Raw genomic sequence first — 15,876 nt, 5'->3', positions numbered from 1 at the left:
GCTCCGACCCTCGCTCGCCCACGATCTGGAGATCTAGTCACTGGCGGTCTGGAGCAGGTGTGGAACAACTTACAAGTGACTTTGCGGGCAAAGTAACCAAACCCTTCCGCCCGTTCATCCGGCCCTCGCTACGCGAGGGTTCGCTCACTCCATCGCCGTTCCAGAGGCCCGACCGGATGCGGCCCACCGACGAAGGGCCATCCCTGGCCCATCGCGGCTCTCGCGACATCCATGTCGCTCGACCTCTTCCACGACGATTCCGTTCGCCCTCCTGGGCGGGCTCTGCACGCGCCTGAACCTGGGGTAACTCAGGTGTAGCTGGGAGTGCTCTGGAAAGAGCGACAGCGAACGACCGCCCCGTAGAGTTAAACCGATAGTTTCAGGCGCGCGAAAATCCCCCTTCAGGAGGCCGAAAGTAGGCATTGCGCAGGGGGCGAGCGGCATGGATGCCGCGAGAGGCTTGAAGGGCCATGGATGGCCCTTGCAAGCCGACCCCGGAGCGGTGCCGGAGTGAGGGAAGTCGAGCGAAGCGAGACCCGGATGGTGGGGTGCGCTTTCTTTTGCTTACTTTTCTTTGCGCATTTCAAAGAAAAGTGAGTCGCCCGAGGGGGCGAAACCCGGAGTCTCTAAAAACACCCAAGGCGGCGTCCAGAACACTAACACGGGCCAACAAGCCAACACACAAACTTGCCAGTCCGGTATCAAGCCCAGCAACTCACGAAGCCCATAAAAAAGCCCGGCACGAGGCCGGGCTAGCAGGTACCAAAAGTACCAAACCTTCGTCAGTTGATCCCCAGCCAGTTCGGCAGCGCCAGGGACACGGCCGGAATGTAGGTGATGATCATCAGGAAGCTGAGCAACAGCATCAGCCACGGCATGGCCGCGCGGATCACCGAGGTCAGTGGCATGCCGGTCACCGCCGAGGTGACGAACAGGTTCAGACCTACTGGCGGTGTGATCAGGCCGATCTCCATGTTCACCACCATGATGATGCCCAGGTGGATTGGGTCGATGCCCAACTGCATGGCGATCGGGAACAGGATCGGCGCCAGGATCAGGATGATCGCCGACGGCTCCATGAAGGCACCGGCCACCAGCAGCACGATGTTCACCACCAGCAGGAACTGCCATGGCTGCAGACCCAGCTCGACCACCCAGGCGGTGATCTGCTGCGGAATCTGCTCGGTGGTCAGCACGTGGGCGAAGAGCATGGCGTTGGCAATGATGAACATCAGCATGATGGTCAGCTTGCCGGACTCCAGCAGCACCTTCGGGCACTCGCGGATGGTCAGATCCTTGTACACGAACAGGGCGACGAAGCCGGCGTAAACCGCCGCCACGGCCGCAGCTTCGGTCGGGGTGAACATGCCGGTGTAGATGCCGCCGAGGATGATCACCATCAGCAGCAGGCCCCAGATCGCCTCACGGGCGGCGCGCAGCCACTCGCGGAAGCTGGCGCGCGGCAGTGCCGGCAGCTTCTTGATACGCGCGACGATGTAGATCGCCACCATCAGCACCACGCCCAGCAGCACGCCCGGTATCACCCCGGCCATGAACAGCTTGCCCACCGACTGCTCGGTAGCGGCGGCGTAGACCACCATGACGATCGACGGCGGGATCAGGATGCCCAGGGTACCGGCGTTGCACACGATGCCGGCGCCGAACGCCTGCGGGTAACCGGAGCGCACCATGCCGGCGATGGCGATGGAGCCCACTGCCGCTACGGTGGCTGGCGAAGAACCGGACAGAGCGGCGAACAGCATGCACGCCAGCACCGCACCGATGGCCAGGCCGCCACGGATGTGGCCGACGCAGGCGTTGGCGAAGTCGATCAGGCGCTTGGCCACACCGCCGGTGGTCATGAAGGCACCGGACAGCAGGAAGAACGGAATCGCCAGCAGGGTGTAGTGCTCGGACGTTTCGAACAGCTTGATCGCCAGCGAACGTACGGAGTCCGGGCTGAACAGCATGATGGTGATCGAGCCGGCCAGGCCGAGCGATGCAGCGATCGGCACGCCGATGAACATCAGCAGGAACAGCAGCAGGAAGAGGAACAGAACGGTCATTACTTGGCCTCCTCGTGCTCATTGACCTTCAGCGCATCGGCGGCTTCGTCAGCCAGGCCGAGGCCGGTCTGCTCGTTGCGCAGGATGCGCACGAGAATTTCCAGGAAGCGGATGAACACCATGGCATAGCCGAACGGCACGATCATGCCGATGTGCCATTGCTGGATACCGTAGTGGCCGAGGTCTTCGGCGCCGATACCAGCGGTGAACAGGGTGCGAACCCAGTCGAAGCTGCCGACCGCGATCAGGCCGGCATAGCCCAGGCAGCACAGGCAAGCGATCACGCCGATGAAGCGCTGGACGCCGCGTGGGGCGAGTTTGACCAGGGCGTCGACGCCGATATGGCCGGCGGTGCGCACGCCGTAGGCCAGGCCGAAGAAGATCAGCCAGCCGAACAGGGCCTTGGTCAGGGCGCTACTCCAGGTCATGGCCTGGGCCAGGTCGAGGATGAAGTCGCCGATTCCCAGCAGGGTTTCATTGCCACCAAAGGTGTCACCCAGCCAGTAGAAAACGGTGTACATGTTATTGAGGATCACGTAGACGAACGTGACCAGCGTCATGGCCGCCAGCAGGAAAGCGATGAAGCCTTCCTCGAAGTGCTCCCAGACGCGCCGCAAGGCGTTCATGGATAAATCTCCCGAATGGAAAGGGCGTAGGGTGGGGCGGTCGTTGCCGACCCACCAGTCGCAGCATTTCGGCGTCGTGGACGCCGCGGTGGGTCAGTATCTGGCGACACTGCCCACCCTACGGCTCTCCGGCCTTACTGCTTGTTGGAGGCTTGCGCGGCCTTGATCAGGTCAGCACCGATCTCGCCTTCGAACTTCTTCCACACCGGCTGCATGGCGGTACGCCACTCGTTACGCTGCTCGGGAGTCAGAGTCAGGATCTCGGTGGTGCCGGCATCCAGGATGCGCTGCTTGTCACCTTGGTTCAGAGCATCGGCCTGCTTGTTCACCTCGACGGTGACCTCGGCGATGATCTTGGTCAGCTCGTCACGTACGTCAGCCGGCAGACCGTCCCAGAACTTGGTGTTGGTGATCAGCATGTAGTCCAGCAGACCATGGTTGGACTCGGTGATGTACTTCTGAACTTCGTGCATCTTCTGGCTGTAGATGTTCGAGTAGGGGTTCTCGGCACCGTTGACCACGCCAGTCTGCAGGCCCTGATAGACCTCGGCGAAGCTCATCTTGCGCGGGTTGGCGCGCACGGCTTTGAACTGCTCTTCCAGTACGGCGGAAGCCTGTACGCGGAACTTCAGACCACGGGCGTCCTTCGGCTCCAGCAGCGCCTTGTTGGCCGACAGCTGCTTCAGACCGTTGTGCCAGTAGGCCAGGCCGGTGATGCCCTTGTCGGTCATGGAGGTCAGCAGTTTCTGGCCTTCCGGCCCCTTCTGGAAGCGATCGACTGCGGCCATGTCGTCGAACAGGAACGGCAGGTCGAATACCTGCAGTTGCTTGGTGTATTGCTCGAACTTGGCCAGGGACGGGGCGATGATCTGCACGTCGCCGAGCAGCAGCGCTTCCATTTCCTTGCCGTCACCGAACAGCGAGGAGTTCGGGTAGACCTCTACCTTGACCTTGCCGGGCAGGCGCTCTTCGGCCAGTTGCTTGAACAGCATGGCACCCTGACCTTTCGGGGTGTGCTCGGCAACGACGTGGGAGAACTTGATGACGATCGGATCGGCGGCGTGAGCCATGCCGGCGATGGACAGGGACAGGGCGCAGGCAAGAGCCTTGGCAGTCGTTTTGAACATGCGGATGCTTCCTCTTGTTGTGTTTATTGCGTTGACATCTGAGTGTCGTAGCGAACGGACAAGAGCAAGTCTAGGCGGCGTGGGGAAAAATGCCGTCGATGGGCAGCGATGCCTGGACTTGTACTTGTGGGTTCGCTTGCTCTTGCTCAGAGCAACCCCTGTGCCAGAGTGCCACCGGTCTTGCTACAGGCGTGTGAAAAGCCCGCAAAGGCTTGATTTAGAGGGCTGACGAGTTGACCAGGCACTGCCTTGCGCAACTCGGCTCAGCGCAGCAGGTGCAGATATTCGCTGTAATTGGCGGTTAACCGCCAATCATTCGAAGTCATCTGGCGAGCTTCCGCCAGATCCCGAGAAGGTCAGGCCGTGTTTGCGCAGTTTGTCATGCAGGGTCTTGCGCGGCAGTCCCAGGGCTTCGGCCAGGCTGCGCAGCGAGCCGTGCGGGCGGCTCAGCTCACCCGCGATCAGGGCACGCTCGAAGGCCTCGACCTGTTCGCTCAGCCCCCCCTGCACCGGCGGCAGATTGGGCGCGTTGCTGTCCAGCGCCAGTTCCAGGCCCAGGGCGAAGCGTTCGGCGGCGTTCTGCAGTTCGCGTACGTTACCCGGCCAGGGGTGGCGCAGCAGCAGGGCGCGCTGGCCTGGCTGCAGCTCGCGCACCGTCAGGCCATGACGTGCGGCCGCGCTTTCGCTGAAATGCTGGAACAGCAGCAGGGCGTCTTCGCCGCGCTCGCGCAACGGTGGGATCGACAGTGGCGCGACGTTGAGCCGGTAGTAGAGGTCGGCGCGGAAACGCCCTTGATCGGCGGCCTGGCGCAGATCCTCCTTGGTCGCGGCGATGACGCGGATGTCCAGCGGGATCAACTGGTTGCCGCCAAGGCGCTCGACCACGCGCTCCTGCAGCAGGCGCAGCAGCTTGACCTGCACGTCGAGGCTCATGCTCTCGATCTCATCGAGGAACAGGGTGCCGCCATTGGCGAACTCGAACTTGCCGATGCGGCGCTTCTGCGCGCCGGTGAAGGCGCCGGCCTCGTGGCCGAACAGCTCGCTTTCCACCACCGATTCGGCCAGGGCGCCGGCGTTGATGGCGACGAACGGGCCGTTGCGGCGGTTGGACAGGTCGTGCAGGGCGCGAGCGACGACTTCCTTGCCGGCACCGGTTTCGCCGAGGATCAGCACGTCGGTGGCGATGCTGGCCAGGGCGCCGATCTGCTCGCGCAGGCGCTGCATGGCTGGCGACTGACCGACCAGGCGCCCGGCCAGTTGCTGGCGGTCGGTCAGCGCCATGCGCAGGCTGCGGTTGTCCAGCACCAGGCGACGCAGGTCGAGCGCCCGGCGCACGCTGTCGAGCAGCGCATCGTTGGCGAAGGGTTTTTCCAGAAAATCGTAGGCACCGGCACGCATCGCCTGCACGGCCAGCGGCACATCGCCGTGGCCGGTGATCAGCAGCACCGGCAGTTCGGCGTCGCGCTCGCGCAGTTGCTGCAACAGTTCGAGGCCGTCGATGCCGGGCATGCGGATATCGCTGACCACCACGCCAGGCCAGTCGGCCGGGATGCGCTCGGCCAGGCCCTTGGCGTCGCCCAGGCTCTGCACTTTGAGGCCAGCCAGATCGAGCGTCTGGCTGAGCGCCTGGCGCAGGTGGGCGTCGTCGTCGATCAGCAGAACCTGGGTACGGCTGTCGATGGCGCTGTCGCTGGTCATGGCGAGGGATCCTCCGGTGGTTGCAGGTTGACGCCAGGGCTGGCCAGGCGCAGGCGCAGGGTGATGAGCGCGCCGCCGTCCGGATGATTACCCAGCAGCAGTTCGCCGCCCAGAGCACGCATCAGGCTTTCGCAGATGGCCAGGCCCAGCCCCAGGCCCTGGGCGCTGGTCTTGGTGGTGAAGAAGGGTTCACGGGCGCGCGCCAGCGACTCGGCGGAGAACCCCGAGCCGTTGTCGCGCAAGTGCAGTTCGAGCTGCTCGCCATCGCTGTGCACGCTGATCCACAGGCGTCGCGGCGGTGCCTTCTCGACCATGGCGTCGAGGGCGTTGGCCAGCAGGTTGCCCAGTACCTGACGCAGGCGGGTCTCACCGGCCTGCACCCAGAGGGTGGCGTCCGGTACGTCGCGGATCAGCTCCACGTCCATGGCGCGGCGGCGTTTGGCGAGCAGCGAGAGGGCGTCGTCGAGCGCCGGTTGCAGGGCGACCCGCTCCGGCGCGTGGCGATCACGGCGAGCGAAGGCGCGCAAGTGGGCGATGATCGAGGCCATGCGCTCGGTCAGCTCGCGGATCAGGCCGAGGTTGGCGCGCACGTCGTCGCTGCGCTGGTGATCGAGCAGGGTGCTGGCGTTTTCCGCATAGCTGCGAATCGCCGCCAGGGGCTGGTTGAGTTCGTGGCTGATGCTGGCGCTCATGGTGCCCAATGCCGACAACTTGCCCGCCTGCACCAGTTCGTCCTGGGCGCGCACCAATTCCTGCTGGGCCTGTTCGCGCTCCAGCACTTCCTGTTTGAGGCGGCTGTTGAGCAGTTCCAGATCATGCGTGCGTTCGGTCACGCGCTGCTCCAGCTCGGCCTTGGCGCGGGTGTCGAGGGCAATGCGTTCGAGGTAATGGCGACGGCGCTGCATCAGCAGGCCGAGCAGCAACAGCAGCACCAGCAAGGCCGTAGCACCAACCGCTACCGCGCTGCGCACCGGGCGGTCGAGGAGGATGCGCGGGGCGAGGATATTCACCGTCCAGCCGGTTTCCTCCAGCACCCGGCTCTGCATGATCCAGGCGCTGGGGTCGAGATCCAGTGCCGGTGGCGCCTGCGTGGGGTAGGGCTGGTTGGCGGCAATGGCGGATTGCTCGACCCGGTCGAGCGGGCGGCTGGCGTGGAAGCGCCAGTCGGGCCGCGAGGTGAGGATCACCACGCCATTGGTGTCGGTGACCAGCAGTTGTTCGGGGGTGTTGCCCCACAGCGTCTCGGTGTGGTCGAGGTCGACCTTGACCACCAGCGCGCCGATGTTGCGCTCGCCTTCGCGTACCGGGTAGGCGAAGTAGTAGCCGCGCTTGCCCGAGGTGGTGCCGAGGCCGAAGAAGCGCCCGAGGCGGCCGGCCAGGGCCTCGCGGAAGTAGGGGCGGAAGGCGAAGTTGCCGGCGATGAAGCTGTCGGGTTTGTCCCAGTTGGAGGCAGCCAGGGTGATGCCGCGCGGGTTCATCAGGTAGATCACGTCAGCACCGGTCTGCGCGCGGGTGCGGGCCAGGAGGCGGTTCGCACCGTCGAGCACGGCCGGGTCTTCCGGTGCCTGCAAGGCGGCGCGCACGCCTGGCAGATCGCCGAGGATCTGGGGCAGCACCTCGTAACGGCGCAGGGTGCCGAGCAGGTTGGCGACGTACAGGTCGAGGGTCTGGCGGTTCTGTTCGAGCAGCACGTCGCGGTAATAACGCTCGGCCAGATAGTGCACGGGCCACAGCAGCGGGGCGAGCAGCAGCGCCAGCAGCAGCAGGCTGCGCCAGCGGGGGCGTCGCAAGGTGTTGGGGGCTGTGGTCATGGAGCGGGAACATGGCGCCGAAATGATCGGCGCATTATGCACATTCCCGCTGTGGTCTGTTTTCGTTTCGCCGCACAAAGCGCGTTGTGCGGGTCAGCCCTGGCGCGCCAGGCAGGCGTCCAGTGCCTGCTCCCAGTGCGGCAGGATGATCTGCCATTCCTGCTCCAGCCTTTCACCATCCAGGCGCGAATTGAGCGGCCGGCGTGCCGGCGTCGGGTAGTCGCTGGACGGAATCGGCAGCAGCTCGGCGCAGCGCTTGCCCTGTGCGCGCAAGCGATCGGCGATGGCGCTGGCGAAGCCGAACCAACTGGTCTGGCCCTGGCAGGTCAGGTGGAAGGTGCCCCAGCGCTGGCGGCCCTGTTGCCACTTGTCGATCAGCTCGGCCGTGGCGCTGGCGATGCTGCCGGCCCAGGTCGGCGCGCCGATCTGGTCATCCACCACCTTGAGCTGTTCGCGCTCCTGTAGCAGGCGCTGCATGGTCAGCAGGAAGTTGCGTCCGTGCTGCGAGTAGACCCAGCTGGTGCGCAGGATCAGATGATCGCAGCCGCTGATGCGCAGTGCCTGCTCGCCGGCCACCTTGCTGGCGCCGTAGACGCTCAGCGGGTGCGGCGTGTCGGCCTCACGGTAGGGCGTGGCCTTGCTGCCGTCGAAGACGTAGTCGGTGGAGTAGTGGATCAGCGGGATGTCCAGCTCGAAGCAGGCATCGGCCATGGCGCCCGGCGCCTCGGCATTGATGGTGAAGGCCAGTTCGCGCTCCTGCTCGGCCTGGTCGACAGCGGTGTAGGCGGCGGCGTTGATGACCAGCGCTGGACGTTCACGCAGGATGATCTCACCCAGTTTCTGGGGCTGCGCCAGGTCGAAATCGGCGCGGCCCAGGCTGACCAGCTCATGCTGGGCAAGCGCGCGTTGCAGTTCACGGGCGACCTGGCCGGTATGGCCAGCGATCAGAATTTTCATGCGAAGACCTCGGCCTCGGCGAACGCTGAGGCTTGTTGATCCTTGGCCGACAGCACGGGCGTCAGACCGTCGAGGGGCCAGTCGATGGCCAGTTGCGGATCATCCCAGCGGATACTGCGTTCGTGCGCCGGGGCGTAGTAGTCGGTGGTCTTGTAGAGGAATTCGGCGTAGTCGCTGAGCACCAGGAAACCATGGGCGAAGCCTTCCGGCACCCAGAGTTGGCGTTTGTTCTGCGCCGAAAGGTGCACGCCGACCCATTTACCGAAGGTCGGCGAGCTGCGGCGAACATCCACCGCTACGTCGTAGACCTCGCCTGCCGTGACGCGCACCAGCTTGCCCTGCGCCTGCTGCAGTTGATAATGCAGGCCGCGCAATACGCCGCGAGCCGAGCGCGAGTGGTTGTCCTGGACGAAGTCGCGCTGCACGCCGGTCAGTTCGGCGAAACGCTTGGCATTGAAGCTCTCGTAGAAGAAACCACGCTCATCACCGAATACCTGCGGCTCGATGATCAGCACTTCCGGCAGAGCCGTGGCGATGATGTTCATGCGTCGTCCTCGGCGAGTTTGTACAGGTATTGGCCATAACCGGTCTTGCCGAAGGCCTTGGCCTGCTCCAGCAGGCGCTGGCGGTCGATCCAGCCCTGGCCGTAGGCAATCTCCTCGAGGCAGGCGATCTTCAGGCCCTGGCGTTTTTCCACGGTCTGCACGTAGTAGGAGGCATCCAGCAGGCTGTCGTGGGTACCGGTGTCGAGCCAGGCGAAGCCGCGACCGAAGCGCTCCACGCGCAGGTCACCACGGGCCAGATAGGCGTTGTTGACGTCGGTGATCTCCAGCTCGCCACGCGCTGAGGGCTTGACCGCCTTGGCGATCTCTATCACGTCGTTGTCGTAGAAGTACAAACCGGTAACGGCATAGCTGGATTTCGGCTGGATCGGCTTTTCCTCGATGGACAAGGCGTTGCCGGCGGCATCGAACTCCACCACGCCGAAGCGCTCGGGGTCGCTGACCCAGTAGCCGAAGACCGTGGCACCGCTCGGTTGACTGGCGGCGCGCAGCAGTTTCTCGGTGAAGTGTTGGCCGTGGAAGATGTTATCGCCGAGGATCAGGCACACCGCGTCATCACCGATGAACGACTCGCCGATCAGGAAGGCCTGGGCCAGGCCGTCCGGTGAGGGTTGCTCGGCATACTGCAGGCGGATACCGAACTGGCTGCCGTCGCCGAGCATCTTGATGAAGTTGGGCAGATCCTGCGGGGTGGAGATGATCAGAATGTCGCGAATACCGGCGAGCATCAGCACCGATAGCGGGTAATAGATCATCGGTTTGTCGTAGATCGGCAGCAACTGCTTGGAGACGCCGAGGGTGATGGGGTGCAGGCGGGTGCCGGAGCCGCCGGCGAGGATGATGCCTTTCATGTTTGCTGTGCTCCTTGTCGATGCGTCGGGCGGGTGCAGCACGCCGCTGCCTGGCTGGCGGGTTGCACCCGCCCTACGTCTTACGTTCTAGAGGGCGCCGAGTCGTTGGCCCTGGTAGCTGCCATCCTGAACGCGGCGGCACCAGTCGAGATTGGTCAGGTACCAGTGCACGGTCTTGCGCAGACCGCTTTCGAAGGTTTCCTGCGGCACCCAGCCCAGTTCGCGTTCGATCTTGCTGGCGTCGATGGCGTAGCGCAGGTCATGGCCCGGGCGATCCTTGACGTAGGTGATCAGGTCTTCGTAGTGGCTGATACCCGCTGGTTTCTCGGGGGCCAGCTCTTCCAGCAGTGCGCAGATGGCTTTCACCACATCGAGATTCTTCTGCTCGTTGTGCCCGCCGATGTTGTAGGTCTCGCCCACCTTGCCGTTGGTCACGACCTGCAGCAGAGCGCGCGCGTGATCCTCCACGTACAGCCAGTCGCGGATCTGCTGGCCATTGCCGTACACCGGCAGCGGTCTGCCGGCCAGGGCGTTGAGGATCATCAGCGGGATCAGCTTCTCGGGGAAGTGATAGGGGCCGTAGTTGTTGGAGCAATTGGTGATCAGCACCGGCAGGCCGTAGGTGCGTTGCCAGGCGCGAACCAGGTGATCGGACGCCGCCTTGCTCGCCGAGTAGGGTGAGCTGGGGGCATAAGGCGTGGTTTCGGTGAAGAGGTCGTCGACGCCGTGCAGGTCGCCATAGACCTCGTCCGTGGAAATGTGGTGGAAGCGAAAGGCTGCCTTGCGCTCGGCATCCAGTCCGAGCCAATAGGCGCGGGCGCTCTCCAGCAGGCTGTAGGTGCCGACGATATTGGTCTGGATGAAGGCGGCTGGTCCATCGATGGAGCGGTCGACGTGAGACTCGGCGGCCAGGTGCATGATGGCATCCGGCTGGAATTCGGCCAGCAGTTGGCTGACCAGGGCGCTATCAGCGATATCGCCCTGGACGAAGCGGTAGCGTGGATGGCTGCTGATGCTCTGCAGCGACTCCAGATTGCCGGCGTAGGTCAGCTTGTCGAGGTTGAGTACCTCATGCTCGGTGTCGAGAATCAGATGCCGCGTCAGGGCCGAACCGATGAAGCCGGCGCCGCCGGTAATCAGAATGCGCATGGATAACCTATTGATAGGAGGCGTGCGTGCCTGGCGATCATAAACCAGCGTAGAGGTACAGCCGAGAGCTGGTTTGGTCATGGCTCAAGGAATGGAGCCAGCAGCCGAAATCGACCGGAGCACAGATTGCCATGCGTCATTGAGAGCAGATCTTCCGCAGATTTCATGGCGTCATTTATTTGCTGTGCTATTGATTAGTTCGAATATTGAAGTGCCACCATAAAAGTGCTTTAGTCGCGCCATACTTATTTCAGCGAAACTCTGTCATCTTGGCTTTCTTTTTGTTCTAGCTGCCTTTTTTCTGGCGTCGCAATGGCATGCAGGCAGAAATTACGGCGGGGGTATCTGCTTCATGCGTCAGTCGTCAGGCGGTAGTTTATTGCTGGCGCGCCCTGGCTTCATCGAGTACTTCCTGGCGGGTTGCCGGCTACTGCACGGTATTACCGCTGCGCTGCCAGGGGGGCTGCTTCTGTTGTGGCTGTCGGAGGATTCGGCCGTCACGCAGAGTTATGCAACCGCGCTGCCGTTCTTCAGCGTGCTGACGGTGATGATGTTCCAGGCGCTAGGCGTCTATTCAGATGAAATTTTCAGTAGTTTGTTGCGATTCCGGGTGATGTTCTTCGCCTGGTCGGCGGCCTTTTGCTTGCTGCTTTTCATGCATCAGACGCTGTCCATGCTCAATTTCATGCAGTGGTATTACCTCAGCTTCTGGTTCGTCGCCAGCCTGGTGGCATTCGGTGTCGAACGCCTGCTGATGCTTGCATTGTTTCGCTACTGGATGAGATCGGGACAGTACCTGCAGGCTGCAGTGATACTCGGGGCAACCGAAAACGGTATACGCCTTGCCGAGTTCATGCAGCGTCACGCCGATATTCGCTCGGGCCTGATCGGGTTCATCGATGACCGTATCGAACATTTGCCGCAGCAGGTCGCTGGATTTCCGCTATTGGGAGACAGTCACGAACTGGAGCGCCTGGTACGTGAGGAGCGCATCACCCAGGTACTGGTTGCTTTGTCCTGGGCAGCGGAAAGTCGTATCGAGCAGACCGTCCGTGAGCTGCGCAGACTACCGGTCAATGTGCTGCTGGTTCCGGACATGCAGGCCTTCCGGCATGCGCGCAACCGGATCACCCAGGTAGCCGGGTTGCCGATGTTCAATGTCTCCGAGCGCCCGCTCGATGGTTGGTCGCCCTTGATCAAACGGTTGGAAGATCTGATGCTGGCCTCGCTGGCTCTGGTGCTGGCCTTGCCCGTGATGCTTCTAGTCGCTCTGGCGATCCGGCTCGATTCGCCTGGGCCGGTGCTGTTCCGGCAGAAGCGCTATGGCTATAACAATAAGCTGATTGAAGTGTTCAAGTTCCGCTCGATGTATTGCGATAAGGCTGACGCCAATGCCGAGCGGCAAACGACGCGCAATGATGATCGCATCACCCGTGTTGGTCGTTTTATCCGCCGAACCAGCCTGGATGAACTGCCGCAACTGTTCAACGTGCTGCTGGGGAGCATGTCGATGGTGGGGCCCAGGCCCCATGCCACGGCGACCAAGGCGGCCGGTATCCTCTTCGAGGATGCGGTCAAGGAATACACTGCGCGCCATCGGGTCAAGCCGGGTATCACGGGCTGGGCACAGATCAACGGCTACCGCGGAGAGACCGATACGCTGGAAAAGATCGAGAAACGCGTCGAGTATGACCTGCAATACATCGAGAACTGGTCCATCTGGTTCGACCTTTACATCCTGTTCCGTACTTTGCCCGCGGTTCTGTTCACTCAAGAGGCCTACTAGCCATGAGCGCCCTTGTTCCCTGCATCATTGCGGGTGGTGCCGGTACCCGTTTGTGGCCGGTCTCGCGTGAGGCCATGCCCAAGCCGTTCATGCGTCTGGCCGATGGCCAGAGCCTGCTGCAGAAAACCTTTGAGCGCGTGGTGGGGTTGGCAGATGTCGCTCAGTTGCTCACGGTGATCAATCGCGAGTTGCTGTTCCGGACCTTGGACGATTATCGACCACTGAATCAAGGACAGCTGTCGCTGGACTTCCTGCTCGAACCGTTCGGGCGTAATACCGCGCCTGCGATCGCAGCGGCGGCGCTGCATGTTGCCCGTCATCATGGCGAGGACGCCCACCTGCTGGTATTGCCCGCCGATCACCTCATCCGTGAACAGGAGGCCTTCGTTGCCGCTATCGCTCAGGCTCGCGAGTTGGCCAAGGCGGGGTGGCTGGTGACCTTCGGTATCCGCCCCAGTCATGTGGAAACCGGTTACGGCTATATCCAGCTGGGGGATACCCTCGAAGCGGGCGGCCATGTCGTGGCCAGCTTCGTGGAGAAGCCCGACCAAGCGACTGCCCAGGCCTATCTGGCCGGCGGCAACCATCTTTGGAATGCCGGCATGTTCTGTTTCCGTGCCGACGTGGTGCTGCGTGAACTGCGCGAACACGCCCCGGACATGGTTGAGGCTGTGGAGCGCTGTCTGGCGATGAGCCCGCCGGCGGTGGGTAAGCAGGGCGTTCAATGCGAGTTGGATGCGCAGAGCTTCGCCGAGGTGACAGATATTTCCATCGATTACGCACTGATGGAGCGCTCTTCCAGAGTGGCGGTGGTGCCATGCGATCTGGGCTGGAGCGATATCGGCTCGTGGCAGGCGCTGCGTGAGCTGACGCCAGTCGATGATGATGGCAACCAGGTGCGCGGTGAGGCCGTGTTGCACGAGGTCACGGGGTGCTACATCGATTCGCCTTACCGCCTGATTGGCGCTGTTGGTGTGCATGACCTGGTGGTGGTCGACACTCCGGATGCGCTGCTGATCGCCGATGCCAACAACACCCAGGATGTAAAGTACGTTGCCCAGGCGCTCAAGCAGCGTGGCCACGAGGCTTATCGCCTGCACCGCACCGTCACGCGCCCGTGGGGCTGCTACACCGTGCTTGAGGAAGGCCCGCGCTTCAAGATCAAGCGCATCATGGTGCGCCCCGGCGAATCGCTCTCGCTGCAGATGCATCATCACCGTAGCGAGCACTGGATCGTCGTCAGCGGGATGGCGCGGGTGATAAATGGTGAGCGCGATTTTCTGCTCAACACTAATGAATCGACTTTTATCCCCGCCGGCCATCATCACTGTCTGGTTAACCCAGGTGTGATCGAACTGGTGATGATCGAGGTGCAGAGTGGCGAGTACCTGGGTGAGGACGACATCGTCCGCTTCAACGACCTCTACGGTCGTGCACCAGCGAGTGAGACGATTGGTTGATGCATGTGTCTCTGATCATCCCGACCGTCGTTAGCCTATCGGGCGAAGGCGTGGTTACCTGGGGCAACCGGCGTGCAGGCTGATCAACTGCCCCTGATGGATCTCAACCAAGTGCTGCTTGGCATCATGGGGCGTGGTGATGTTCGTCGTGGTTGAGGCTTAGGAAGAAAAAGCAGAAAACAAAAAGCCCCGCATTGCGGGGCTTTTCAATATGGTGCCGGCACCAGGAGTCGAACCCGGGACCTACTGATTACAAGAAAGCCGTTTTCTGCCTAGCCGTCAGTGACTTAGGTTCCGGCTTGTTACGTAAGGCAGGCGTTAGCGGCCGGATTCCATGCGGAGTCCGGCACGCTTGTTACGCAGTAGGAAGGGGGTTAAAGCGCGGAAGGGGCGACTAGTGGGACGCTGAGGTCGTAGATGTCGAGCATTGACTCGTCACGGTGGCCACTGGCTTGTTGCTTGTCGGCTCTGGTGCCTGGGGTGTCGGTGATGCCCCGGCGCTTGAGGTCATGCAAGCCGAATCGCTGCTCGGCCGTGATAACGCCTGCTGCGATGGCATTACGCATGAATCGGCCCCATGCCGTGTCCAGACCGGGCTTTGCCAGTGGGCCACCGTGCTCTGCTGTGATGATGAATCGGCTTTCGGGGTATGCCGGTACCGCCATGCCTCGGCCTTTCCATATCTCGGCGCGCCGCGCTTTGGCTGCCTGCCAGACTGCGCGCAGGCGTGGCGTCCAGGCCACGACGTTGTCACGGCTGCCCTTGCGCCGATTGGTGAGGACGCCCTCGGCCAGTTCGTTGGCATCGGTAAGGGTGACCACTTCGATGCCGCGCAGGCGGCACAGATAAGCCAGCTCCATGACGTAAGCCAGGTGAGGCGGTACCGCATCTTTCTGGCCGCGTTTCAGCTTGCCCAGCTCGCGCGCTCGATCAATTAGGCGTTGCATGACCTCATGAGAGGGTAGACGGCGCTGCTTGCGCTCGTCCGGCGCCTCAATGCCCATCGCGGGGTTGGTGTCCAGATAGCCATGGGCTAGCTCCTGGTGGCGTGGTGCCGTTGCAGTGAGCCTTGAGGGTGACGCGCGCGCGCAAGTGACGCGAGCAGCGGGGGCTGTAGCGAGGCGCGGTACAGGGCGGGGATAAAAGAGCCCCGCACTGGGCGGGGCAATGTATGCAGCAGGCGTGAGGTCAGGCGTTGTTGCCGATGCCGGCAACGGCGGCCTCGATGGTGGCGATGGTCTGGTCGGTGAGCTGCTGGGCCTGCTCGACCTCGCCAGCGGCAATCAGGGTGCGGATTTGCTCTTTCGCGGCCAGGCGGGTGCTGCGCAGCAGCTCCAGGGCGTTGGTGTAGGCAGCAGCCTCGGCGAGGATGCTGTCTGCCGCCTGCTGCGGCGTGCGACCGTTGATGGCCCATGCGGCGACCATGGCCGGCACTTCACCCAGGTAGTCGGCAGCGGCGAATTGCTCGGCGGCCAGGCGGGCGCGGTCGTACTCGACGGCACGTAGCGGGTCGCCGGCGACGGCGCGGCGGGCGGCGTCTGCGGCGGTGTCGATGCGCTGGCAGAGTTCGTCGGCGGTCGGCACGTAGGCGGGCGGATCGATCAGGATCGGCAGGCCTTCGGCGTCGTGACTGCGGATTTTGCCTGGGACTGGGTTAGCAATTACTGAGTTATAGCGCTCGGCCGACATGGCGACCGCATCAACCGGAATGCTGACGCCGTGGATCGCCGGGTCATAGATACCGCCAGTGGATTTTGAATAAAGCATCACTTCACTCCCAAT

Annotated in this window: 12 protein-coding genes and 1 pseudogene; 2 read left to right on the top strand and 11 right to left on the bottom strand. The window is 62.9% G+C overall.

The window, feature by feature from the left end:
* Nucleotides 1-782 precede the first annotated feature (782 nt).
* The 9 genes from dctM to rfbB all read right to left on the bottom strand — a co-directional run bounded on the left by dctM (nt 783) and on the right by rfbB (nt 10,848).
* The gene (gene dctM / locus VC352_RS07765) at nt 783-2,066 is read right to left on the bottom strand and encodes a C4-dicarboxylate TRAP transporter large permease protein DctM (RefSeq protein ID WP_322978997.1); all 1,284 of its coding nucleotides are present in this window, start codon (nt 2,064-2,066) and stop codon (nt 783-785) included.
* The gene (locus VC352_RS07760) at nt 2,066-2,692 is read right to left on the bottom strand and encodes a TRAP transporter small permease (RefSeq protein ID WP_322978996.1); all 627 of its coding nucleotides are present in this window, start codon (nt 2,690-2,692) and stop codon (nt 2,066-2,068) included. Before VC352_RS07760 ends, dctM begins: the two co-directional genes overlap by 1 nt.
* Before the next feature lie 134 nt (nt 2,693-2,826).
* Complete coding sequence (gene dctP / locus VC352_RS07755) at nt 2,827-3,819, bottom strand: C4-dicarboxylate TRAP substrate-binding protein DctP (RefSeq protein WP_322978995.1); 993 nt, start codon at nt 3,817-3,819, stop codon at nt 2,827-2,829.
* 312 nt (nt 3,820-4,131) lie between these two features.
* The gene (locus VC352_RS07750) at nt 4,132-5,517 is read right to left on the bottom strand and encodes a sigma-54 dependent transcriptional regulator (protein WP_322978994.1); all 1,386 of its coding nucleotides are present in this window, start codon (nt 5,515-5,517) and stop codon (nt 4,132-4,134) included.
* Nucleotides 5,514-7,328, bottom strand: coding sequence for a sensor histidine kinase (locus VC352_RS07745; RefSeq protein WP_322978993.1), 1,815 nt, complete (start codon nt 7,326-7,328; stop codon nt 5,514-5,516). The genes VC352_RS07750 and VC352_RS07745 overlap by 4 nt, the downstream gene beginning before the upstream one ends.
* A 93-nt stretch (nt 7,329-7,421) precedes the next feature.
* Complete coding sequence (gene rfbD / locus VC352_RS07740; RefSeq protein WP_322978992.1) at nt 7,422-8,285, bottom strand: dTDP-4-dehydrorhamnose reductase; 864 nt, start codon at nt 8,283-8,285, stop codon at nt 7,422-7,424.
* Nucleotides 8,282-8,830, bottom strand: coding sequence for a dTDP-4-dehydrorhamnose 3,5-epimerase (gene rfbC / locus VC352_RS07735; RefSeq protein WP_322978991.1), 549 nt, complete (start codon nt 8,828-8,830; stop codon nt 8,282-8,284). The genes rfbD and rfbC overlap by 4 nt, the downstream gene beginning before the upstream one ends.
* Nucleotides 8,827-9,699: a glucose-1-phosphate thymidylyltransferase RfbA gene (rfbA, locus tag VC352_RS07730; RefSeq protein ID WP_322978990.1), complete on the bottom strand. Its 873-nt coding sequence runs from the start codon at nt 9,697-9,699 to the stop codon at nt 8,827-8,829. Before rfbA ends, rfbC begins: the two co-directional genes overlap by 4 nt.
* Before the next feature lie 87 nt (nt 9,700-9,786).
* Nucleotides 9,787-10,848, bottom strand: coding sequence for a dTDP-glucose 4,6-dehydratase (rfbB, locus tag VC352_RS07725; protein WP_322978989.1), 1,062 nt, complete (start codon nt 10,846-10,848; stop codon nt 9,787-9,789).
* 352 nt (nt 10,849-11,200) lie between these two features.
* Here rfbB and VC352_RS07720 point away from each other — a divergent pair, with 352 nt between their 5' ends.
* Complete coding sequence (locus tag VC352_RS07720; RefSeq protein WP_322978988.1) at nt 11,201-12,634, top strand: undecaprenyl-phosphate glucose phosphotransferase; 1,434 nt, start codon at nt 11,201-11,203, stop codon at nt 12,632-12,634.
* A gap of 2 nt (nt 12,635-12,636) precedes the next feature.
* Nucleotides 12,637-14,094, top strand: a complete 1,458-nt coding sequence (locus VC352_RS07715) for a mannose-1-phosphate guanylyltransferase/mannose-6-phosphate isomerase (RefSeq protein ID WP_322978987.1) — start codon at nt 12,637-12,639, stop codon at nt 14,092-14,094.
* A gap of 374 nt (nt 14,095-14,468) precedes the next feature.
* Here the strand turns inward: VC352_RS07715 and VC352_RS07710 are convergent.
* Both VC352_RS07710 and VC352_RS07705 read right to left on the bottom strand, forming a co-directional pair.
* Nucleotides 14,469-15,122: pseudogene (locus tag VC352_RS07710) on the bottom strand (site-specific integrase); the annotation flags it as partial.
* Between the two features lie 160 nt (nt 15,123-15,282).
* Nucleotides 15,283-15,861: a phage tail protein gene (locus tag VC352_RS07705; protein WP_322978986.1), complete on the bottom strand. Its 579-nt coding sequence runs from the start codon at nt 15,859-15,861 to the stop codon at nt 15,283-15,285.
* Between the last annotated feature and the right edge of the window lie 15 nt (nt 15,862-15,876).

The organism is Pseudomonas sp. C11, from assembly GCF_034683865.1.
Lineage (GTDB): Bacteria > Pseudomonadota > Gammaproteobacteria > Pseudomonadales > Pseudomonadaceae > Aquipseudomonas.
Note: the sequence above shows the minus strand (reverse complement) of the source record. Positions and strands in the feature narration are given on the sequence as shown.